This window comes from Micromonospora sp. WMMC273 (assembly GCF_027460285.1).
Taxonomy (GTDB): Bacteria; Actinomycetota; Actinomycetes; order Mycobacteriales; family Micromonosporaceae; genus Micromonospora; species Micromonospora aurantiaca.
The window spans coordinates 4,209,075-4,228,767 of sequence record NZ_JAPZBE010000001.1 but is presented as its reverse complement, the minus strand read 5'-3'; the positions used below and the strand labels follow the sequence as shown (position 1 = coordinate 4,228,767).

19 protein-coding genes and 2 pseudogenes are annotated in these 19,693 nt (G+C 75.1%); 13 read left to right on the top strand and 8 right to left on the bottom strand.

The window, feature by feature from the left end; genetic code table 11:
• Window positions 1-77 precede the first annotated feature (77 nt).
• Window positions 78-1,028, bottom strand: coding sequence for a terpene synthase family protein (locus tag O7611_RS19395; RefSeq protein ID WP_194801242.1), 951 nt, complete (start codon window positions 1,026-1,028; stop codon window positions 78-80).
• Window positions 1,029-1,156: 128 nt separating this feature from the next.
• Window positions 1,157-1,786, bottom strand: coding sequence for a TIGR03085 family metal-binding protein (locus O7611_RS19390; protein ID WP_194801243.1), 630 nt, complete (start codon window positions 1,784-1,786; stop codon window positions 1,157-1,159).
• A 193-nt stretch (window positions 1,787-1,979) separates the two neighbouring features.
• On the opposite strand from O7611_RS19390, the gene O7611_RS19385 reads away from it, so the two are divergent.
• On the top strand, window positions 1,980-3,848 hold the full coding sequence (locus tag O7611_RS19385; RefSeq protein WP_194801244.1) for an ABC transporter ATP-binding protein: 1,869 nt from the start codon (window positions 1,980-1,982) through the stop codon (window positions 3,846-3,848).
• Window positions 3,845-5,635, top strand: coding sequence for an ABC transporter ATP-binding protein (locus O7611_RS19380; RefSeq protein WP_194801245.1), 1,791 nt, complete (start codon window positions 3,845-3,847; stop codon window positions 5,633-5,635). Before O7611_RS19385 ends, O7611_RS19380 begins: the two co-directional genes overlap by 4 nt.
• Window positions 5,636-5,676: 41 nt before the next feature.
• Here the strand turns inward: O7611_RS19380 and rpsD are convergent, their stop codons facing one another.
• Complete coding sequence (rpsD, locus tag O7611_RS19375) at window positions 5,677-6,285, bottom strand: 30S ribosomal protein S4 (protein WP_194801246.1); 609 nt, start codon at window positions 6,283-6,285, stop codon at window positions 5,677-5,679.
• Between the two features lie 67 nt (window positions 6,286-6,352).
• On the opposite strand from rpsD, the gene O7611_RS19370 reads away from it, so the two are divergent.
• Window positions 6,353-7,084 (top strand): DUF2470 domain-containing protein, encoded by a 732-nt coding sequence (locus O7611_RS19370; RefSeq protein WP_269697350.1) that lies wholly within the window; start codon window positions 6,353-6,355, stop codon window positions 7,082-7,084.
• Between the two features lie 16 nt (window positions 7,085-7,100).
• Here O7611_RS19370 and O7611_RS19365 read toward each other — a convergent pair whose 3' ends face one another.
• The 3 genes from O7611_RS19365 to O7611_RS19355 are packed head-to-tail and all read right to left on the bottom strand — an operon-like array spanning window position 7,101 to window position 9,168.
• Window positions 7,101-7,697 carry a TetR/AcrR family transcriptional regulator gene (locus tag O7611_RS19365; protein ID WP_194801248.1) on the bottom strand — a complete coding sequence of 199 codons (597 nt, stop codon included), beginning with the start codon at window positions 7,695-7,697 and terminating at the stop codon, window positions 7,101-7,103.
• Window positions 7,694-8,449, bottom strand: a complete 756-nt coding sequence (locus O7611_RS19360; RefSeq protein ID WP_194801249.1) for an ABC transporter permease — start codon at window positions 8,447-8,449, stop codon at window positions 7,694-7,696. The genes O7611_RS19365 and O7611_RS19360 overlap by 4 nt, the downstream gene beginning before the upstream one ends.
• A complete protein-coding gene (locus tag O7611_RS19355) occupies window positions 8,446-9,168 on the bottom strand; it encodes an ABC transporter ATP-binding protein (protein ID WP_194801250.1) in 723 nt (240 codons plus the stop codon). Before O7611_RS19355 ends, O7611_RS19360 begins: the two co-directional genes overlap by 4 nt.
• A 110-nt stretch (window positions 9,169-9,278) precedes the next feature.
• Here O7611_RS19355 and O7611_RS19350 point away from each other — a divergent pair, with 110 nt between their 5' ends.
• The 5 genes and pseudogenes from O7611_RS19350 (at window position 9,279) to O7611_RS19330 (ending at window position 13,166) form a co-directional block, all read left to right on the top strand.
• Window positions 9,279-9,668 (top strand): MerR family transcriptional regulator, encoded by a 390-nt coding sequence (locus tag O7611_RS19350; RefSeq protein ID WP_064445250.1) that lies wholly within the window; start codon window positions 9,279-9,281, stop codon window positions 9,666-9,668.
• Window positions 9,669-9,820: 152 nt separating this feature from the next.
• Window positions 9,821-10,468, top strand: a pseudogene (locus tag O7611_RS19345) (phosphoribosyl-AMP cyclohydrolase); the annotation flags it as partial.
• A gap of 180 nt (window positions 10,469-10,648) precedes the next feature.
• Window positions 10,649-11,062 carry a phosphoribosyl-AMP cyclohydrolase gene (gene hisI / locus O7611_RS19340; RefSeq protein WP_269698127.1) on the top strand — a complete coding sequence of 138 codons (414 nt, stop codon included), beginning with the start codon at window positions 10,649-10,651 and terminating at the stop codon, window positions 11,060-11,062.
• Window positions 11,059-12,612, top strand: coding sequence for an anthranilate synthase component I (locus tag O7611_RS19335; protein WP_194801252.1), 1,554 nt, complete (start codon window positions 11,059-11,061; stop codon window positions 12,610-12,612). The genes hisI and O7611_RS19335 overlap by 4 nt, the downstream gene beginning before the upstream one ends.
• Entirely contained in the window at window positions 12,609-13,166 is a 558-nt protein-coding gene (locus O7611_RS19330) for a Trp biosynthesis-associated membrane protein (RefSeq protein WP_194801253.1), read from the top strand. Before O7611_RS19335 ends, O7611_RS19330 begins: the two co-directional genes overlap by 4 nt.
• On the opposite strand, the gene O7611_RS19325 is transcribed toward O7611_RS19330, so the two are convergent.
• A complete protein-coding gene (locus O7611_RS19325) occupies window positions 13,159-13,434 on the bottom strand; it encodes a hypothetical protein (RefSeq protein WP_194801254.1) in 276 nt (91 codons plus the stop codon). The two genes, O7611_RS19330 and O7611_RS19325, sit on opposite strands and share 8 nt — an antisense overlap.
• A gap of 445 nt (window positions 13,435-13,879) precedes the next feature.
• On the opposite strand from O7611_RS19325, the gene trpC reads away from it, so the two are divergent.
• Genes trpC through trpA form a run of 3 tightly spaced genes read left to right on the top strand, consistent with a single transcriptional unit; the run spans window position 13,880 to window position 16,752 of the window.
• Window positions 13,880-14,683 (top strand): indole-3-glycerol phosphate synthase TrpC, encoded by an 804-nt coding sequence (gene trpC / locus O7611_RS19320; protein ID WP_194801305.1) that lies wholly within the window; start codon window positions 13,880-13,882, stop codon window positions 14,681-14,683.
• A 34-nt stretch (window positions 14,684-14,717) separates the two neighbouring features.
• Entirely contained in the window at window positions 14,718-15,944 is a 1,227-nt protein-coding gene (gene trpB / locus O7611_RS19315) for a tryptophan synthase subunit beta (protein WP_194801255.1), read from the top strand.
• A 4-nt stretch (window positions 15,945-15,948) separates the two neighbouring features.
• Window positions 15,949-16,752, top strand: coding sequence for a tryptophan synthase subunit alpha (trpA, locus tag O7611_RS19310; RefSeq protein ID WP_194801256.1), 804 nt, complete (start codon window positions 15,949-15,951; stop codon window positions 16,750-16,752).
• Window positions 16,753-16,929: 177 nt separating this feature from the next.
• Here trpA and O7611_RS19305 read toward each other — a convergent pair.
• A pseudogene (locus O7611_RS19305) lies at window positions 16,930-17,118 on the bottom strand (NUDIX domain-containing protein); the annotation flags it as partial.
• Between the two features lie 101 nt (window positions 17,119-17,219).
• Here O7611_RS19305 and lgt point away from each other — a divergent pair.
• Window positions 17,220-18,437, top strand: coding sequence for a prolipoprotein diacylglyceryl transferase (gene lgt, locus O7611_RS19300; RefSeq protein WP_269697349.1), 1,218 nt, complete (start codon window positions 17,220-17,222; stop codon window positions 18,435-18,437).
• Window positions 18,438-18,448: 11 nt separating this feature from the next.
• Complete coding sequence (locus tag O7611_RS19295) at window positions 18,449-19,636, top strand: FAD-dependent oxidoreductase (protein ID WP_013287548.1); 1,188 nt, start codon at window positions 18,449-18,451, stop codon at window positions 19,634-19,636.
• Window positions 19,637-19,693: the final 57 nt, after the last annotated feature.

The window sequence follows — 19,693 nt, the reverse complement described above, 5'->3', positions numbered from 1 at the left end:
AAGGGTATTGCGTGCACCCGGCCAGCGGCTAGCCCCGATCGGCCGAGTCGCCGGCGGTCCCGCCCTGCTGGAACCGGTCAGGCGTACCGGCCGGCCGCGCGGGACCAGTCGTAGGTGGCCCGGATCCAGTCCCGGCGGGTGTCCAGGAAGACCCGCATCCCCTCGTCGGCCACCGCGCTCAGCGCCGCGTCCCGCTCCGCGTACGTGGCGAGGGCCGTGTTGAACCGGTCCGCCGCCGCGTACAGCGCCGCCGTCTCGTCCCGACCGGTCTCGCCCGCGATCGTGGTGACCAGGTTGTGCGCCTCCGGGGCGGCGCCCCGCTCCTTGCCGTAGGAGAACAGGTCGTTGCACCAGCAGACCAGGTCCGTGGCCAGCGCGTCCAGCGCGGTGAGCGCCGGCGCGACCCGCTGGTCGGCCCGGGGCGCGGACGGGCGGGCCAGGTCGGTCACCGTGAAGCTGGGGCGCACGCCGCCGGTGTGGCGGCGCATCTGCGTGTACTCGGCCACCCCCGGCACCCGGTGGCGCTCCCGGTTGGCGGCCTCCCAGAGCAGCGCCAGCAGGTACTCCCGCAACTGGCTGACCAGGCGCAGCAGGTGAGCCGGGCGGCCCCGGTCGCGGGCCCGGCGGCACAGGTCGTGCAGCGCGAGGGCGATCGGACCGCCCTCGGTGGGTGCGGGCGCCTCCGGGTCGCCGTGCCGGTCGAGCACCGCCAGCAGCGCGGCCAGCGTGGGCGCCAGCAGCGTGGGCGTCGCGCCGAGCCCGTCGTCGTCGCAGGCGTCGTCCACCACGAACAGCCAGTTGATCAGGTCGGTGAGCATCCGCAGCCCGGACGGCGACGCCTCGGGGCAGGCGCGTGCGGCCAGCTCCGCGGCGTGCGCGCCTTCCAGGCGCCGGCGCCCGGCCTGGTCCTTCACCAGGCCGAAGTCTCGTACCCAGGCGGCGCTCTCCGCGGCCGCCACGTCGACGGCGGGGTGGCGCCGGGAGGGAAAGGGCGGCTCGTGCAGTGCCGAGAGGGCGAAGTCGCGCATCGTCGTCCCCTGTCCGCCGCCCCGCGGGGTCGGGCCGGTGCGCAGGAGCGTACGGGAGTTCGTAACCGTTATCGAAGTCCGGGTGTCCACTTTCCACTGTCGGCGAGCGAGTGGCTACCCGACCTCGGTCACAGACCCAGCTCGGCGGTGCGCAGGCGCTCGGCGCGGTCGGCCGGACCGTCCACCTGGACCCGGGCCACCCGCTGCCGTCCGGTGAGGAACAGCACCAGCTCGCCCGGCGCACCGACCAGCCGCAGCCGTTCGCCGCCGGCGCCGGCCCGCAGTTCGCCGTACCCCGGCGCCTGCACCAGCACCTCGGCCGGGAACCGCCGCAGCGCCATCCGGGCCAGCAGGGACACCCGCTTCCACAGCACCGCCTGCTGCCCGGCCGGCAGGTCACGCGGGTGCCAGCCCGGGCGGGCGCGCCGCACGTCCTCGTGGTGGATGAAGAACTCCATCCCGTTCGCCAGTTCGTCGGTGAGCGGGTTGCTCACCGGGCTCCACACCGGGGGACGGCGCACCCGGGCGATCAGGTCGGCGTACGGCCCGGCGGCGACCCGCTTACGGACCGACTCGCCGTAGCCGCGCAACGGCGGCAGCAGGATCCCGCCCGCCGCGTCCGGCCGGCGCTCCCGCACCAGCAGGTGCGCCGCCAGGTCACGGGTCGACCACCCCTCGTTCACAGTCGGTGCGTCCGGTCCCAGTTCCAGCATCAGGTCGGCGAGCGCCTCGCGCTCCGCTCGGGCGTACCGCGGCATGGCCCGATCGTAGGCCGGTCCCGGCCGATCGGCGCGCCACGCCCGGCGGGATCCGGCCGCCGGATCGGTCCCGGCCGTCGTCCGCGCAGCTCCGGTGGGAACGTGACGGCGGACATATCCCGGCCGGGTCGGCGGAGTCGGCGCCGAGCGGTAAGGATGGGGGAGAAAACTGCGGCTTACGGCGGGGGAGAGCGTGGCGAGCGGGACAAGTCGGGACGTCCTCGGCAGAGGGCTGCGGGTGCTCGGCCGGGCCATCCGGGAACAGCCACGGATCTTCGCGGTCGCGGTCAGCGGCAGCGTGCTGTTCGGCCTCCTGGTGATCGCGAGCGCGTACGTGGTCGGCGCGGTGGTCGGCGACGTGGTCGTGCCGGCCGTGGAGCGCGGCGAGGTGGCCGGCGGGGCGCTGGCGCTCGCCGCGGCGGCGCTGTTCGGCATCAGCGTGCTGCGGGTGGTCGGCATCTTCGGCCGCCGGCTCGGCGCCGGATACATGCAGTACCGGCTCCAGGCCGCCTACCGCCGCCGGGTCACCCGCCGCTACCTGGACCTGCCGCTTTCCTGGCACCACCGCAACTCCACCGGCACGCTGCTGTCGAACGCCAACTCCGACGTGGAGGCGGCCTGGTACCCGATCGCCCCACTGCCGTTCGCGGTCGGCACGCTGGTGATGCTCGTCGGCGCGGTGGCCTCGCTGTTCTTCACCGACTGGGCGCTGGCCCTGGTCGGCCTCGCGGTGTTCCCCGCGCTGTTCGCGCTCAACGTCGTCTACTCCCGCCGGATGGCGCCCCGGCAGGCCCGGGCGCAGCGTCTGCGGGCCGAGGTCAGCGGCATCGCGCACGAGAGCTTCGACGGCGCGCTGGTGGTCAAGACGATGGGCCGCGAGGCCCAGGAGACGGCCCGCTTCGCGTCCCGCGCCGGTGAACTGCGCGACGCGCTGATCTCGGTCGGCCGGCTGCGCGGCGTGTTCGACCCGATGCTGGAGACGCTGCCCAGCCTCGGCACGCTCGCCGTGCTGGTGGTCGGCGCGATCCGGCTGCGGCAGGGCGCGATCAGCGTGACCGAGCTGGTCAGCGTCGCGTTCCTGTTCACCGTGCTGGCCTTCCCGGTACGCGCCATCGGCTGGGTGCTGGCCGAACTGCCGCGCAGCGTCGCCGGCTGGGACCGGGTCCGCCGGGTGCTCGACGCGACAGGTGAGATGCCGTACGGCACCACGACGCTCGACCCGGCCACCCGCGAGCCGGCCACGCTCGGCTTCGACGACGTGCACTTCGCGTACGAGCCGGCCGAGGCACACCTGCCCGGTGCCAAGGTGCTCGGCGAGGTGACGTTCACCGTGCCCGCCGGGAAGACGGTCGCGCTGGTCGGCCCCACCGGCGCGGGCAAGTCGACGATCGCGTCGCTCGCCGTGCGCCTGGTCGACCCGGGCGCCGGGCGGGTCACGCTGGACGGCGTGGACGTGCGGGAGCTGACCGCCGCCTCGCTCGCCGGCAACGTGGCGCTGGTGGCGCAGGTGCCGTTCGTCTTCGACGACACGGTCCGGGCCAACATCGCGCTCGACCGGGCCGGCATCGGCGACGACGAGGTGTGGGCGGCGCTGCGGCTCGCCGAGGCGGACGGGTTCGTGGCCGCGCTGCCGGACGGGCTGGACACGATGGTCGGCGAGCGGGGCACGTCGCTGTCCGGCGGTCAGCGCCAGCGGCTCACGCTGGCCCGGGCGCTCGCCGGGCGGCCCCGGCTGCTGGTGCTCGACGACGCCACCAGCGCCGTCGACCCGCGGGTCGAGGCGGCCATCCTGGCCGGGCTGCGCGCGCCCACCGATGGCGGTGCCCCGGCGTCGATCCTGGTGGTGGCGTACCGCCGGGCCACCATCGCGCTCGCCGACGAGGTGATCTACGTGGAGCAGGGCCGGGTGGTGGCCCGCGGCACCCACACCGAGCTGCTGACCACCGTGCCCGGCTACGCCGACCTGGTCACCGCGTACGAGCAGGCCGAGCAGGAACGCGAGCAGAAGCAGACGTACGACGAGGTCACGCCGCTGGCCTCCGGCCTGGAGGTGGAGCGGTGAGTACGGCCACGGGGGAGAGCACCGGGACCACAGAGACCACCGAGTCGACCTGGCAGACGCTGCGGCGCGGGCTGGCGCTCTCCCCGGAGTTGCGCACCGGCCTCGCCGGCACGCTGGCGCTGGCACTGGTCTACATGATCGGCCGGGTCGCCGTGCCGGTGGCGGTGCAGCGCGGCATCGACCACGGCATCGTCGGCGGGCTCGACCTGAACGTCATCTCGCTCACCGTGGCGATCACCGCCGGGGTGCTGGTGGTCACCACCGCCTGCGGCTACCTGATGATGCGCCGCCTGTTCACGGTCAGCGAGACCGCGCTGGCCGGGGTGCGCACCCGGGCGTTCCGGCACGTGCACGACCTGTCCATGCTGCACCAGCAGTCCGAGCGGCGCGGCTCGCTCGTCTCCCGGGTGACCAGCGACGTCGACCAGATCACCCAGTTCCTGCAGTGGGGCGGCGTGATCCTGATCGTCAACCTGGGCCAGTTGCTGGTGACCACAGCGGTGATGCTCGCGTACTCCTGGCAGTTGACGCTCGTGGTGCTCGTCGCGTTCGCACCCGCGGTGCTGGTGATCCGGCAGTTGCAGCGCCGCCTCGCCGGGGCGTACGGGCTGGTGCGGCAGCGCACCGGCACGCTGCTCGGCGCGATCGGCGAGAGCGTGGTGGGCGCGCCGGTGATCCGGGCGTACGGCATCGCCGGGCGCACCGCGCGGCGGCTGGACACGGCCATCGACGGGCAGCGGGTGGCCCAGCAGCGGGCCATCCGGATCAGCATCATGGGCAGCTCGGTGGGGGAGCTGGCAGCCGGGCTGGCGCTGGCCGGCGTGGTGGTGGTCGGGGTCAGCCTGGGTGTCGACGGCACGCTGTCGATCGGCCAGCTCACCGCGTTCCTGTTCCTGGTCACGCTGTTCATCCAGCCGGTGCAGATCGCCACCGAGGTGCTCAACGAGGCGCAGAACGCGATCGCCGGCTGGCGCCGGGTGCTGGACGTGCTGGACGTCTCCCCGGACGTGGCCGACCCGGGCGAGCAGGGCCGGGAGCTGCCGTCCGGGCCGCTGGACGCCCGGTTCGCCGGCGTGACGTTCGCCTATCCGGGCGGGCCGCCGGTGCTGCACGACGTGACGCTGGACATCCCGGCGAAGAGCCGGGTGGCGGTGGTGGGCGAGACCGGAAGCGGCAAGACCACGTTCGCCAAGCTGCTCACCCGGCTGATGGACCCGACCGAGGGCGCGGTACTGCTCTCCGGCGTCGACCTGCGGCAGGTGCGCTTCGACTCGCTGCGCTCCCGGGTGGTGATGGTGCCGCAGGACGGCTTCCTGTTCGAAGCCACGGTCGGGGAGAACGTCCGCTTCGCCCGCCCCGACCTGACCGACGAGCGGCTCACCGCCGCCTTCGCCGAGCTGGGCCTCTCCGACTGGCTGGACGGGCTGCCGTCCGGGCTGGACACGCCGGTCGGTGAGCGCGGGGAGGCGCTGAGCGTCGGCGAGCGGCAGCTCGTGGCGCTGGCCCGGGCGTACGTCGCGGACCCGGACCTGCTGGTGCTGGACGAGGCGACGAGCGCTGTCGACCCGGCCACCGAGGTCCGCCTGCAACGGACCCTGGACGCGGTGACCCGGGGCCGGACCACGCTCGCCATCGCGCACCGGCTGTCCACCGCGCAGGCGGCGGACGAGGTGATCGTGGTGGACCGGGGCCGGATCGTGCAGCGCGGCCCGCACGACGAGCTGGTCCGCGACGCCGACTCGGTGTACGCCCTGCTGTACGCCTCCTGGTTGGAACAGACCCGCTGATCTTGCGGGTCCACCAGGGTTGGAGCAGACCCGGTGACCGGTCAGCGCGAGTAGAACTCCACCACCAGCTGCTCGTCGCAGACCACCGGCACCTCGTGCCGGGCCGGTTCGCGTACCAGCGTGGCGCGCAGCTCGGCCGGCTGCGCCGACAGGTACGGCCGCGGCTGCGCGTCGGCGTGCGCCCCGGCGGCGGCGAGCTGGAACGGCGGCAGCGTGCGGCTGCGCTCGCGTACGCCGACCACCTGGCCGGGCCGCAGCCGGTACGACGGCCGGTCGACCTTGCGCCCGTCCACTGTGATGTGGCCGTGTGCGACGAGCTGGCGGGCCTGGTAGACGCTGCGCGCCAGCCCGGCCCGCAGCACCACCGCGTCGAGGCGGCGCTCCAGCAGCGCGACGAGTGTCTCGCCGGTCTTGCCGGCGCCCCGGGCGGCCTCGTCGAACAGGCGGCGCAGCTGGGCCTCGCTGACGTTGTACTGGTGGCGCAGCCGCTGCTTCTCCAGCAGCCGCACCTGGTAGTCGGAGGTGGTGCGGCGGGACCGGCCGTGCACGCCCGGGGGATAGGGGCGCCGCTCGAAGTACCGCACGCACTTGCGGGTCAGCGGGATGCCGAGGGCGCGGGAGAGCCGTGCCTTGGGCCGGGGGTGGTTCACGTCGACGTCTCCGATCGTCTAGCCTGCTTCTTAGGTAAGCCTAACCTATATTGAGGAGGTCGGGATCATGCGGCCCAGCCCGGCGGAGATCGTGCGAACCCTTGTCGCGGGCCGGTTGCCCGCCCTCGTCCACCTGGCCCGGCACCCCGGCCCGCACCAGGTCCGGCACGCCGTCGACCCGGACGGGCGGGTGCTGCTGCTCGTACCCGTGGTCAGTGACCTCGCCGCGGCGCTCGTGCCGCCGGCGGGCGACGCCGACGTGGCCACCGTGCTCGACGTGCTCGACCTGCCGCCCGCGGCCGGGGCGCCCTCGCTCGGCCGGGCCTGGGTCTCCGGCTGGGCGACGCGGCTGGACGGCGACGAGGCCCGCGACGCGGCAGTCGACTTCGCCGCCACCGACCCGACCGGCGACCTGCTCGACGTGGGCAGCCGGTTCCACCTGCACCGCTTCGAGGTGGCCGAGGCCCGCTGGGAACGCGCCGGGCGCGTGCGCCGGGTCGACCCCGAGGCGTACGCGGAGGCCGAGCCGGACCCGCTGCACCCGGTCGAGGCCGACCTCCTCGCGGACCTGGCCGACCACCACGCCGAGCAGGTCGGCGACTACCTGCGGCGGCGGCTGGGCCTGACCGGCGACCAGGTGCCGCGGGTGGTCCGGATCGACAGGTACGGCCTGCTGGTCGCGCACGGGCGGCCCGGCGCGACCCGGCGGGCCCGGCTCGCCTTCCCCCGGCCGGTCGCCGACGTGGCGGAGCTGTCCCGCCTGCTGCACCCGATGCTGTGCCCCCGGGCGGCGGCCTGAGCCGGGTGTGGGCGTCTCAGGTGATGTCGCCGGTGAGGTACCGCTGGACCGTGGGACCGATGGCCGCCACCAGCGTCGCCGGCTCGGCGGTGGCGACCGCGTCGAGGCGGAGCACGTACCGCATCATGGCCAGCCCGGCGAGCTGCGTGGCGACCAGCCCGCCGCGCAGCGCGCGCTGCGCCGGGTCGACGTCGAGCTGGTCGAGCACCCGCCGCAGCACCTGCGTGACCAGGAACTCGCGCAGCAGGCGCGCGGTCCAGTCGTTGCTGACGGCCGAGCGCAGCAGCGCCACCGCGGCGGTGCCGGTGGGGGAGTCCCAGACCTCCAGGAACACCCGGACCATCCGCTCGCCGGCCGCGTCCGGGCCGCCGGCGAGCACCGCCGGCAGCAGCCGGCCCGGGTCGGCCGGGAACGCCGTCGCGGCGCGGAACAGCACCTCCTTGCCGCCGAAGTAGTGGTGCACGAGCGCCGGGTCCACGCCGGCCGCCGCGGCGATGGCCCGGATGGACGCGGCGTCGAACCCGCGCTCGGCGAACGCCTGCCGGGCCGCGGCGAGGATCGCCTCGCGGGTGTCCGGGGTGCCGGGCCGCCGCCCGGTGCGCCGCGCGTTCACCCGCTGCGCCGGCGCAGCGTCGCGGCGGCCAGCACCAGCGCCGCCACCGCCGCCCCGGCCACGACCGCGACGTCCCGCCACATCGTCCCGGTCGGTTCGGCGTGCGCGCCGACCTCCTGCAACGCCTCGACCGCGTACGACAGCGGCAGCGCGTCGCTGATCGCCTGGAGCCAGCCGGCCATCTGGTCGCGCGGCACGAACAGGCCGCACAGCAGCAGTTGCGGCGCCACCACCACCGGCATGAACTGGACCGCCTGGAACTCGGTGCGGGCGAACGCCGAGCAGAACAACCCGAGCGCCACCGCGAGCACCGCGTTCACCCCGGCGATCAGCACGACCAGCCACGCGCTGCCCGCGGTCTCCAGCCCGAACACCCGGTACGCGACGAGCGAGGCGACAGTGGACTGGAGCACCCCGGCCAGGCCGAACGCGATGCCGTACCCGAACAGCAGGTCGAGCTTGCCCAGCGGCGTGGTGAGCAGACGCTCCAGCGTGCCGGTGGTGCGCTCGCGGAGCATGGCGATGCTGGTCACGAGGAACATGATGATGAACGGGAAGAAGCCCAGCATGATCAGGGCCACCCGGTCGAACGTGCTCGGCCCGCCGGGCGGGGCGGGCTGGTCGACGTACATGTAGTAGACGAGCGTGAGCAGCACCGACGGCACCACGACGAGCAGCGCCACGGTCCGCCGGTCGTGGCGGAGCTGGCGCAGGATGCGCCCGGTGGTGGCGGCCAGGATCCGTCCGTTCATCGCGCCTCTCCCTCGGCGTCGCGGATCAGGCGCAGGAACGCCTCTTCCAGGTCGTCGGTCCCGGTGGCGGCGCGGACCGCGGCCGGGGTGTCGTCGGCGACCAGCCGGCCCTCGCGGATCAGCAGCAGCCGGTCGCAGCGGGCGGCCTCGTCCATCACGTGGCTGGAGACCAGCAGCGTGGTGCCGTTCGCGGCCATCGCGTGGAACCGGGCCCACAGGTCGGCCCGCAGCACCGGGTCCTGGCCGACAGTGGGTTCGTCGAGGACGACGAGTTCCGGTTCGCCGACGAGCGCGCAGGCGAGCGAGGCGCGGCTGCGCTGACCGCCGGAGAGCGTGCCGACGAGCTGGTCGGCCGCCTCGGCGAGGCCGACGTCGGCCACCGCACGGTCGGCCTCGGCGCGGCCCCGGCCCTGGAGTACCGCGAAGTAGCGGGCGTTCTCCCGCACCGTCAGGTCGGCGTAGACGCTCGGCGCCTGGGTCAGGTAGCCCACCCGGCGGCGCAGGTCGGCCGAACCGGCCGGGCGGCCGAGCACGTCGACGGCACCGGAGCCGACCGTCTGCACGCCGACCACCGCGCGCATCAGCGTGGTCTTGCCGCTGCCGCTGGGCCCGAGCAACCCGGTCACCGTGCCCCGGGGCACCGCGCAGCTGATGCCGTGCAGCACCCGCCGTCCGCCCCGGTCGACCACCAGCTCGCGGACCGACACCGCGTCGTCCATGCTCGCCTCCATCAATTCATCACCCGTTGAACTCAACGGTAGGTGAATTCCGTCGGCAGGGCAATGAGGGACTTGACTTCGAGTGCGCTCGAACTGGAAGCCTGGAGGGCGTGGACATCAGCACGCGGGAGACGAGCCTCACCGTGGGTGAGGCGGCGGAACGGGTCGGCCTGACCACCTACACGCTGCGCTGGTACGAGCAGGAGGGCCTGGTGGGCCGCGTCGGGCGGGACTCGTCCGGTCGCCGGCGCTACACCGAGTCCGACGTCAACTGGCTGTTCCTGCTCACCCGGCTGCGGCGGACCGGGATGCCGGTACGCGACATGCGCCGCTACGCCGAGCTGGCCCGGCACGGGGACAGCACGCTCGGCGCGCGGCGGGCGCTGTTCGAGGCACACCGGGCCCGCGTACTGGCCCGGATGGCCGAGCTGGAGGAGGACCTGAAGGTCCTCGAACACAAGATCGACGCGTACCGCCGGGCGGAGGAGGAGTCGGGCTGACCGCGCCCGACGGCGGACAGGGAGTCCGGCACCGGAGGATCGGAGCTCGGCACCATGACGCGGTGGGTCCAGCTCCGTTGCCCGGAACCGGGTTCCTCGACGACTGGGCCGCCCGACTCCGGCAGGTCGCGGACCGGCCGGTCGTCGGGATCATGCTGCGCGGCAGCCACGCCCGGCGGGCCGCCACCGAGCACAGCGACGTCGACGTGGACGTGCTCGTCGCCGCCGACGACGGACGCCCCGCCGGCGGAGCCCGGCAGCCCACGTCCCGCCGCGGCACCCCGTACGCGGCCCGGCGGGCGTACCTGGCCGAGTTCGGCGGCCGCCTCGTGCACGTCTCGGTGGCCGCCCGCGACATCCGCTCCTGGGTGCGCCGCCTGGGCCAGCCCGCCGACTGGGCGTTCGGGCTCCCGGTCACCGCGCCCGCCCGGCTGCTCTGGGCCGCGCCGGAATGGCGCCGCCGGATCGACCTGCCGGTGCTCTGCCAGCCCGCCGACGATCCGCGCCTGGAGGAGCTGATCGCGACGCTGGGCAAGGTCGCCGCGGCCCGGGCGGCCGACGACCCGGCCGGGGTCCGGCTCGCCGCGGCCGACCTGGCGCGGCTCTGTCCGTCGGTGCTGCGGCCGGCCAACCCGTCGGTACGCGTGGTGTCCCGCCGGGCCGCCCTGACCGCCGCGCTGGACCTGCCGGTCGCCCCGCCCGGCTACCGCGACGACATGCTGCTCTGCCTCGGCTCGCGCCCCGGCGACCCGGCCGAGGTCGGCGCCGCCGCCGGACGGCTGGTCACCGGCATCCTCCCGCTGATCCGCCCGTACGCCGACGAGATCGCCGCCACCCACGGCGCGGACCTGGCCGAGGCGCTCGCCGACGGCCGGGTGGACCGCTACCTCGCCCAGCTGGGCCGGGCCCTGGGGCCGGTGACGCCCGCCTCCCGGGACACGTCGGCGGTCCCCGGGCCGCGTGCGGGAGAATGGTCAACCGTGCCCGCCCCTGACGCGCCGCTGACCGGCGCCCCCACTCCCGGCCCGGCCCGGCCGTCCCGGCTCGACCCGGCCATCGCGGCCAAGCTCCGCCGCACCCCGGACGGCCTGGTCGCCGCCGTGGTCCGCGCCCACGACACGGGCGAGGTGCTGATGGTCGCCTGGATGGACGACGAGGCGCTGCACCGCACCCTCACCACCGGCCGGGCCACCTACTGGTCGCGCAGCCGCGCCGAGTACTGGGTCAAGGGCGCCACCTCCGGCAACCACCAGTACGTGCGCTCGGTGGCACTCGACTGCGACGGCGACGCGCTGCTGGTCAGCGTCGAGCAGGTCGGCGCGGCCTGCCACACCGGGCAGCGCACCTGCTTCTTCACCGAACTGCCGGTCAGCTCCCCGGAGGTGACCCCGTGACCGACGGCACCGTCAGCCCGGACCGGTCCACCTTCGCCGGCCTGGCCGCCCGCTGGCGGGTCGTACCGGTCACCCGGCGGCTGCTCGCCGACGCGGAGACGCCGGTCGGGGTCTACCGCAAGCTGGCCGGTGGTCCCGGCACGTTCCTGCTGGAGTCCGCGGAGCAGGGCGTCGGCTCGGCCGGCACCGCCTGGTCGCGCTACTCGTTCATCGGCGTCCGCAGCAGCGCCACGCTGACCGAGCGCGACGGCGCGGCGAGCTGGACCGGCACCCCGCCCGCCGGGGTGCCCACCGGCGGCGACCCGGTGACCGTGCTGCGCGAGACGGTCGCCGCGCTCGCCGGGCCGGGCTGGGATCCGGCCGGTGACATGCCGCCGCTGACCGGTGGCCTGGTCGGCTACCTCGCCTACGACCTGGTCCGCCGCTTCGAGCGCCTGCCCGAGCTGACCGAGGACGAGCTGGACGTGCCCGAGCTGGGCATGATGCTCGCGACCGACCTCGTGGTCCTCGACCACTACGAGGGCTCCGCGATCCTGGTCGCCAACGCGGTGCTGCCGCCGCTGGACGACCCCGACCGGGCGGAGCTGGTGGAGGCCGCGTACCACCACGCCGTCGGCCGGCTCGACGCGATGACCAGCGCGCTGTCCCGGCCGATTCCGCCCATGGTCTCGACAGTGGACCGGCCCGGCGTGGGCGAGGTGGTCAGCCGCACCCCCGAGGGCGGCTACCCGAAGGCGGTGGAGACGGCCAAGGAGGCGATCCGGGCCGGCGAGTGCTTCCAGATCGTGCTCAGCCAGCGCTTCGAGCGCCCCACCGACGCCGACCCGCTCGACGTGTACCGGGTGTTGCGCACCACCAACCCCAGCCCGTACATGTACCTGCTGCGCTTCGACGGCTTCGACATCGTCGGCTCGTCGCCGGAGGCGCACCTCAAGGTCAGCGCCGGCCCGGACGGTCGGCGGCGGGCGCTGCTGCACCCGATCGCCGGCACCCGCCCGCGCGGCGGCTCCCCGGACGGCGACGCGAAGCTCGCTGCCGAGCTGCTCGCCGACCCCAAGGAACGCGCCGAGCACGTGATGCTCGTCGACCTGGGCCGCAACGACCTGGGCCGGGTGTGCCGGCCGGGCACCGTCGAGGTGCCCGAGTTCGCCACCATCGAGCGCTACAGCCACGTCATGCACATCGTCTCCACAGTCGTCGGAGAGCTGCGCGACGACCGCACCGCGTTCGACGCGCTGGCCGCGACGTTCCCGGCCGGGACGCTCAGCGGCGCGCCCAAGGTGCGGGCCATGGAGATCATCGAGGAGCTGGAGCCGGTCCGGCGCGGCGTCTACGGCGGCACCGTCGGCTACTTCGCCTTCGGCGGTGACCTGGACATGGCCATCGCGATCCGTACCGCGCTGATCCGCGACGGCCGCGCCTACGTGCAGGCCGGCGCCGGGATCGTGGCCGATTCCGACCCCGCCGCCGAGGACCGGGAGACGCGCAGCAAGGCCGCCGCCGTGCTCGCCGCCATCGCGGCCGCCGAGACGCTGCGGGCCGCCCGGTGAGCGCGCCCGGCACCACCGCGCCGCCGGCCCGCGGGCGGCGCGAACTCGCGTACGCGGTGCTGCTCTGCCTGGCCGGCGCGGGCCTGGCCTGCTGGGCGGTGACCCGGACCTGGGCGGTGGAGGCGACCGCCCGGGGATCGCTGCCGTCCGGGCGGGCCGGGCGCACCGGTACGGAACTGCTGCCCTGGGTGCTGGCGCTGACCTACGTGGGACTCGCCGGCGGTGGCGCGGTGCTCGCCACCCGGGGCCGGCTGCGCCGGCTGCTGGGTGTGCTGCTGGCCGGCGTCGGCCTGGCGGTGGCGGTCGGCGGCGGGATCGGCCTGACCGAGGCCGGGGTGAGCCGGCAGTGGCCGGCGCTGGTGCTCGCCGGCGGCCTGGCCCTGGCGGCCGGCGGCGCGTTCACCGCCCTGCGCGGGGACGGCTGGCCGGCGATGGGCGCCCGGTACGAGCGGCGGTCCGCTCCGGCCGACGAGCCCGGCCGACCGGCGGTCGAACGTGGCACCCGGGACGCGTGGGACGCGCTGGACCGGGGCGAGGACCCGACGGTCAGCTGACCGGCTGCGCCTCGCGGGCGTCGCGCCGCTGCCGGGCTGCGGCCCGCGCGGCGGCCAGCTCGGCCACCAGCCGCTCCAGCTCACGGCGCTGGGCGGCGCGGGCCCGGTCGGCGCAGACGGCCTCCCAGGCGTTGCCGCGGGCGGTACGCGCCCGGCCGTCGCCGGCCACCGCGCGTTCGAGCGTGTCCACCACGCCGACGGCGAGGGAGGCGACGGTACGGGAGATGGTGGTCAAGCCGATGGTCTGGGTCGGCCCGTTGGCGCTCATGGTCACCCCATACGAGATCGTTGGCGACGGTCGGCAGCCGCCGGCGTCGAGTGTGCCCGACGACGATGCTTCCGGGCGGACGTTTCGCCGCCGTGAAGCACAGGTCAACGCTGCCGCACCGGGGACGACCTGGGCAGGGCCGGAGGTCCTTGAGCTTGGTCACAGCCCATCGCCGGAACCCGTCCTGCGGGCCCGGAACGATCGTGGTGAGATAGGGGATGGGTGACGGTCGATGCCAGCGGTGGCGCTGCGTGACATGGCGTTCACCGGAAGTCGGCCATCATGCCACAGCCCATGTCGTGAGGTGCGCCATACCCCCCGGCACTCGTCGCCAGGTGGCGCCCCCTAGCATCGGCCCATGACGCCCGGAGAGGGGAGTCCGTTGGTGACTGCTGAGCATGCGCACGCGGAGGGGGACGACGCCGGAGCGGCGCCGTCCGCAGGGGTGCTCGACGAGATCCTGGCCGGCGTGCGGGAGGACGTCGCCCGGCGCCAGGAGCAGGTTCCGCTGGAGCGGATCCGTGAGCTGGCCGCCGCCGCGCCGCCACCGCTGGACGCGTACGCGGCCCTGCGCCGCCCCGGCGTCGCGGTGATCGCCGAGGTGAAGCGCTCGTCGCCGTCCAAGGGGCGGCTGGCCGAGATCGCCGACCCGGCCGACCTGGCCGGTGACTACGCGGCCGGTGGCGCGCGGGCGATCAGCGTGCTCACCGAGGGCCGCTGGTTCGGCGGGTCGCTCGACGACCTGGCCGCCGTGCGGGCCGCGGTGAACGTGCCGGTGCTGCGCAAGGACTTCGTGGTCTCCAGCTACCAGGTGCACGAGGCCCGGGCGCACGGCGCCGACCTGGTGCTGCTGATCGTCGCCGCGCTGGAGCAGAACGCGCTGGTCGGGCTGCTGGAGCGGATCGAGTCGCTCGGCATGACCGCGCTGGTCGAGGTGCACACCGAGGAGGAGGCGGACCGCGCCCTGGAGGCCGGCGCGCAGGTCATCGGCGTGAACGCCCGCGACCTGCGTACCCTGGAGGTCGACCGCTCGGTGTTCGAGCGGATCGCGCCCGGCCTGCCCAGCAGCGTCGTCAAGATCGCCGAGTCCGGGGTGCGCGGTCCGCACGACCTGATCCGGTACGCCTCCGCCGGCGCCGACGCCGTGCTGGTGGGTGAGGGCCTGGTCACCCAGAAGAGCCCGCGCGAAGCGGTGGCCGAGCTGGTCAACGCCGGTAACCACCCGGCCACGCCCCGCCCGGTGCGCTGAGCCGCCGGGCACCCGATCCGAGAGGACGCCCGCGATGAGCGCCGCACCCGCAACCGGCCCGGTCCCCGACGCCGCCGGTCACTTCGGCCGGTTCGGTGGCCGGTTCGTCCCCGAGGCGCTCGTCGCCGCGCTCGACGAGCTGGACGCGGCGTACCGGAAGGCGATGGGCGACGAGGACTTCCTCGCCGAGTTCGACGCGCTGCTGCGCGACTACGCCGGCACGCCCTCGCTGCTCTACGAGGCCCGGCGGTTCTCCGCGCAGATCGGCGCGCGGGTCCTGCTCAAGCGCGAGGATCTCAACCACACCGGCGCGCACAAGGTCCGCAACGTGCTGGGCCAGGCACTGCTCACCAAGCGGATGGGCAAGCGGCGGGTCATCGCGGAGACCGGCGCCGGGCAGCACGGCGTCGCCACCGCCACCGCCGCCGCGCTGTTCGACCTGGAATGCGTCGTCTACATGGGCCAGGTGGACACCGAGCGGCAGGCGCTCAACGTGGCGCGGATGCGGATGCTCGGCGCCACAGTCGTCCCGGTGACCACCGGCTCGCGCACGCTCAAGGACGCGATGAACGAGGCGATGCGGGACTGGGTCGCCAACGTCGAGGACACCCACTACCTGATCGGCACCGCCGCCGGCCCGCACCCGTTCCCGGAGATGGTCCGGGACTTCGTGCGCGGCATCGGCGAGGAGGCCCGCCGGCAGTGCCTGGACCTGACCGGCGCGCTGCCGGACGCGGTCGCGGCCTGCGTCGGCGGCGGCTCCAACGCGCTGGGCATCTTCCACGCGTTCGTGCCGGACACCGGCGTGCGGCTCTACGGCTTCGAGGCCGGCGGCGAGGGCGTCGACACCGGCCGGCACGCCGCCAGCATCACCGGCGGCTCGTCCGGCGTGCTGCACGGCACCCGCACGTACGTGCTGCAGGACGCCGACGGGCAGACGATCGAGTCGCACTCGATCTCGGCCGGCCTGGACTACCCGGGCGTCGGCCCGGAGCACGCCTGGCTGCACGACAGCGGCCGGGCCACCTACCTCCCCGTCACCGACGACGAGGCGATGGCCGCTTTCGAGCTGCTCTGCCGCACCGAGGGGATCATCCCGGCGATCGAGAGCGCGCACGCGCTCGCCGGGGCCCGCGCCGTCGCGCCCCGGCTCGCCGAGGAGCTGGGCCGGGAACCGGTGATCGTGGTCAACCTGTCCGGCCGGGGCGACAAGGACGTGCACACCGCCGGCGCGTACTTCGGCATCCTCGACAAGGAGTGACAGCGTGAGCCGCATCGGGGTCGCCTTCGACAAGGCGCGGGCGGACGGGCGGGCGGTGCTGGTCGGCTGCATGCCGGCGGGCTTCCCGACCGTCGAGGACAGCATCGCCGCCATGAAGGCGATGGTCGAGGCGGGCGTGGACGTCATCGAGGTGGAGATCCCGTACTCCGACCCGGTGATGGACGGCCCGGTCATCCAGAAGGCGAGCGACATCGCGCTCGCGGGCGGTGTCCGCGTCGCGGACGCGCTGCGCGTGGTCGAGGCGGTCGCCGCGACCGGGGCCAGCGTGGTCACCATGACCTACTGGAACCCGATCGAGCAGTACGGTGTGGACGCCTTCGCCCGCGACATGGCCGCTGCCGGCGGCACCGGCCTGATCACGCCGGACCTGATCCCGGACGAGGCCGCCGAGTGGCTGGCCGCCTCCGACGCGCACGGCCTGGACCGCACGTTCCTGGTCTCGCCTTCGTCGACCGACGCGCGGCTGCGGATGACCGTCGAGCACTGCCGCGGGTTCGTCTACGCCACCGCGATCATGGGCGTCACCGGCGCCCGGGCGCAGACCTCCGAAGCGGCGCCGATCCTGGTCTCCCGGCTACGCGAGGTCACCGAACTACCGGTCGGCGTCGGGCTGGGCGTGGGCACCGGCGCGCAGGCCGCCACCGTCGCCGGGTACGCCGACGCGGTGATCGTGGGCAGCGCGCTGGTCCGCTGCGTGCTGGACGCCCCGGACCAGGCCGCCGGCCTGACCGCCCTGCGCAAGCTCAGCGCGGAGCTGGCCGACGGAGTCCGCAACCCCGCTCGCTGACGCCCGGGGTCCGCTCCGTCGCCACCCGCTTGATCGACTCCATTTCGCCGAGCTGGCGTGGTCCAGGACGCCGGGACACCGCCACCTCGCCGAACTGGTGTCGATCATGCGTGAGCGCGACCCGGCCGGCGGCGCGGGCACCCGGGGGTCGGTGACCCGGTGGAGGCCGACCAGGTCGGCCGGCGCCACCGCCCAGCCGGTCTCGGCGCGGACCGCCCGGACGACGGCGTCCGCCGGGCTCTCGTCGTGGCGCAGCCGCCCGCCCGGCAGGCCCCAGCGCCGGGCCCTCTCGGACCGGCGGCAGAGCAGCAGCCGGCCGGATGCGTCGGTGACGACAGCGGCGACCGCCCAGGTGAGCGGGCTCATGGACAAACAGCCTACGACCGTGCAAACCAGAAGTCATCGACCCGCGCGGCAGGCGGCCCGGGGTGCCGCACACACAGTCCGCACCGGTACCGTGTGCACCCGTGACCCTCGCCCCGATGACCCCACTGGCGGCCATGCCCAGCCCCAGCACCGCCGTCTGGCAGCTCGGTCCGGTTCCGATCCGGGCGTACGCGCTCTGCATCATCCTCGGCATCGTGGTGGCCTGCGTGGTCACCGAGTACCGGCTGCGCCGCCGCGGTGTGGCGCCCGGCGCGGTACTCGACATCGCCGTCTGGGCCGTGCCGGCGGGCATCATCGGCGCGCGGATCTACCACGTGATCACCTCGCCGGAGAAATACTTCGGTGCCGGCGGTGAGCCGATCAAGGCGCTCTACATCTGGGAGGGCGGCCTCGGCATCTGGGGCGCGGTGGCCGGTGGCGCGGTCGGCGCGTGGCTCGCCGCGCGGCAGCTCGGCATCCCGCTCACCGTCGTCGCCGACGCGCTGGCGCCGGGCCTGCCCCTGGCGCAGGCCGTCGGCCGGCTGGGCAACTGGTTCAACAACGAGCTGTACGGCGGGCGGACCACGCTGCCGTGGGGCCTGGAAGTGCACGTCATGGACCCGGACAACCCGGGTCACGCGCTGCGCGACGACGCCGGCAACCCGGTGCTCCAGCCGGGGCTCTACCACCCGACGTTCCTCTACGAGGCGCTCTGGAACGTCGGCGTCGCCGCGCTGGTGCTGTTCCTCGACCGCAAGCTGCGGCTCGGCCGCGGCCGGGCGTTCGCGCTCTACGTGATGGGTTACACGGCGGGCCGGTTCTGGATCGAGCTGATGCGCACCGACGAGGCGAACCTGATCCTCGGCGTACGCCTCAACGTCTGGACCGCCGCGCTGGTCTTCCTCGGCGCGCTCGCCTACTTCATCCGGGTCCGTGGCCCGCGCGAATACCTGGTGCCGGTGGGCGAGCCGGCCCCCGCCGCCGGCCCGGCCGGTGACGTGTCCCAGGTCGACCTGTCCGCCCGGGAGGCCGCCGCACGGCCGGCCGCGCCCGAGGGCTACCGGGTGGTGACCGAGGAACAGTTCGAGGCGTACCGGAAGACCGGCGAGTTGCCCCCGGAGCCGGCGGCGGACGACGAAGCGGCACGGGCCGAGCCCGCCGACGATGCCGCGACGGGCCGCACGGACGACGACGGCGCCACGGCCGAGCGGACGGACGGCGACGACACCGAGGACGACACGGACCCGGAGCGGGCGGACGCCGAACGGACGAACGCCGGCCGGGCCGACGGCGGGCGCCCGGCGGACCGGGACAGCTGAGCGGGGGAGTCATGCGCAGCGCGGTGGTGGTCGGCGCCGGCCTCGGCGGAATGGCGGCGGCTGGTGTGCTGGCCCGGTCGGGCTGGCAGGTCACGCTGCTGGAGCGCGCCGACCGGGTCCGCCCGGAGGCGACCGCCGTGGTGCTCTGGCCCAACGGGGTACGCGCGCTGCGCGCCCTCGGGCTGGGCGACGGGCTGGACGCGATCGCCACCCCGCTGCCCGACGGCGGCGTGCGCCGCCCGGACGGCCACTGGCTGGTGCAGGCCCGGTCCACGCCGGCCGAGCGGATGCCGGTGGTGGTGCACCGGGAGGACCTGCACGACGCGCTCATCGCCGGTCTGGGTGACCGGGTCGAGCTGCGAACCGGCGTGACAGTGCGGACGGTGCGCGCGGCGTCGGGCGAGCGCCCGGCGGTGGGCGACGGCCGGCACACCTACGAGGCGGACCTGGTGGTGGCCGCCGACGGCACGGACAGCGAGATCCGCCGGCACCTCGCCCCGGAGACCGCAGTGGTCAGCTCCGGCTGTGCCGCCTGGCGGGCCGTGATCCCCTGGTACCGGGCCCCGCAGCTACCCGACGACCAGCCGGTGCACGGCGAGACGCTCGGCGCCGGCTACCGCTTCCTGGCCGCCTCGCTCGGCGAGCGGGGCACCGCGGGCGCCTCCCGCCGGGGCGGCGTCTACTGGGTCGCCACCGCCGCCGGCGCGCCCCGGCCGGAGCCGCCGGAGATCCAGCTCGCGCTGCTCAAGCGCTGGTTCGCCGGCTGGCCCGCGCCGATCGGCACGCTGCTGGAGGCGACCGATCCGGAGGACGTGGTCCAGCAGGAGATCCGCGAGCTGCGGCCGCTGCCGAAGGCGTACGGCTTCCCGGCCGGCCCGGGTGGCGTGGTGCTGCTCGGCGACGCCGCGCACGCGATGCCGCCGCACCTCGGGCAGGGCGCCTGCCTGGCGTTCGAGGACGCGGCGACGCTGGCCGGGCTGCTGCGGGAGTCGCGGCTGCCGGATGCGGTGACCGCGTACGACAGGTTGCGCCGCCCCCGCGCGGCCACGATGGTCCGGCAGACCCGGCGGATGTCGGCGGTCCTGCAGGCCCGGGGCAGGCTGGCGCTGCGCGCCCGGGACGCCGCACTGGGCACGATCAGCCCGCGACTGCGCAACACCGCCGCGGCGGCGGCCGCCGCCTGGCAGCCGCCGTCCTGACCGTCCTGACGCGGCCCTCGGCGGCGCGGTCCCCGCGCGGGCGGGCGGCCCGCGCCG

Coding starts and splice junctions, on each gene's coding strand:
- O7611_RS19395 (WP_194801242.1), bottom strand. CDS start 1,028: ATGCGCGACTTCGCCCTCTCGGCACTGCACGAGCCGCCCTTTCCCTCC.
- O7611_RS19325 (WP_194801254.1), bottom strand. CDS start 13,434: ATGAGCGCCAACGGGCCGACCCAGACCATCGGCTTGACCACCATCTCC.
- trpB (WP_194801255.1), top strand. CDS start 14,718: ATGAGCGCCGCACCCGCAACCGGCCCGGTCCCCGACGCCGCCGGTCAC.
- O7611_RS19360 (WP_194801249.1), bottom strand. CDS start 8,449: ATGAACGGACGGATCCTGGCCGCCACCACCGGGCGCATCCTGCGCCAG.
- O7611_RS19355 (WP_194801250.1), bottom strand. CDS start 9,168: ATGGACGACGCGGTGTCGGTCCGCGAGCTGGTGGTCGACCGGGGCGGA.
- O7611_RS19370 (WP_269697350.1), top strand. CDS start 6,353: ATGCGGCCCAGCCCGGCGGAGATCGTGCGAACCCTTGTCGCGGGCCGG.
- O7611_RS19295 (WP_013287548.1), top strand. CDS start 18,449: ATGCGCAGCGCGGTGGTGGTCGGCGCCGGCCTCGGCGGAATGGCGGCG.
- O7611_RS19390 (WP_194801243.1), bottom strand. CDS start 1,786: ATGCCGCGGTACGCCCGAGCGGAGCGCGAGGCGCTCGCCGACCTGATG.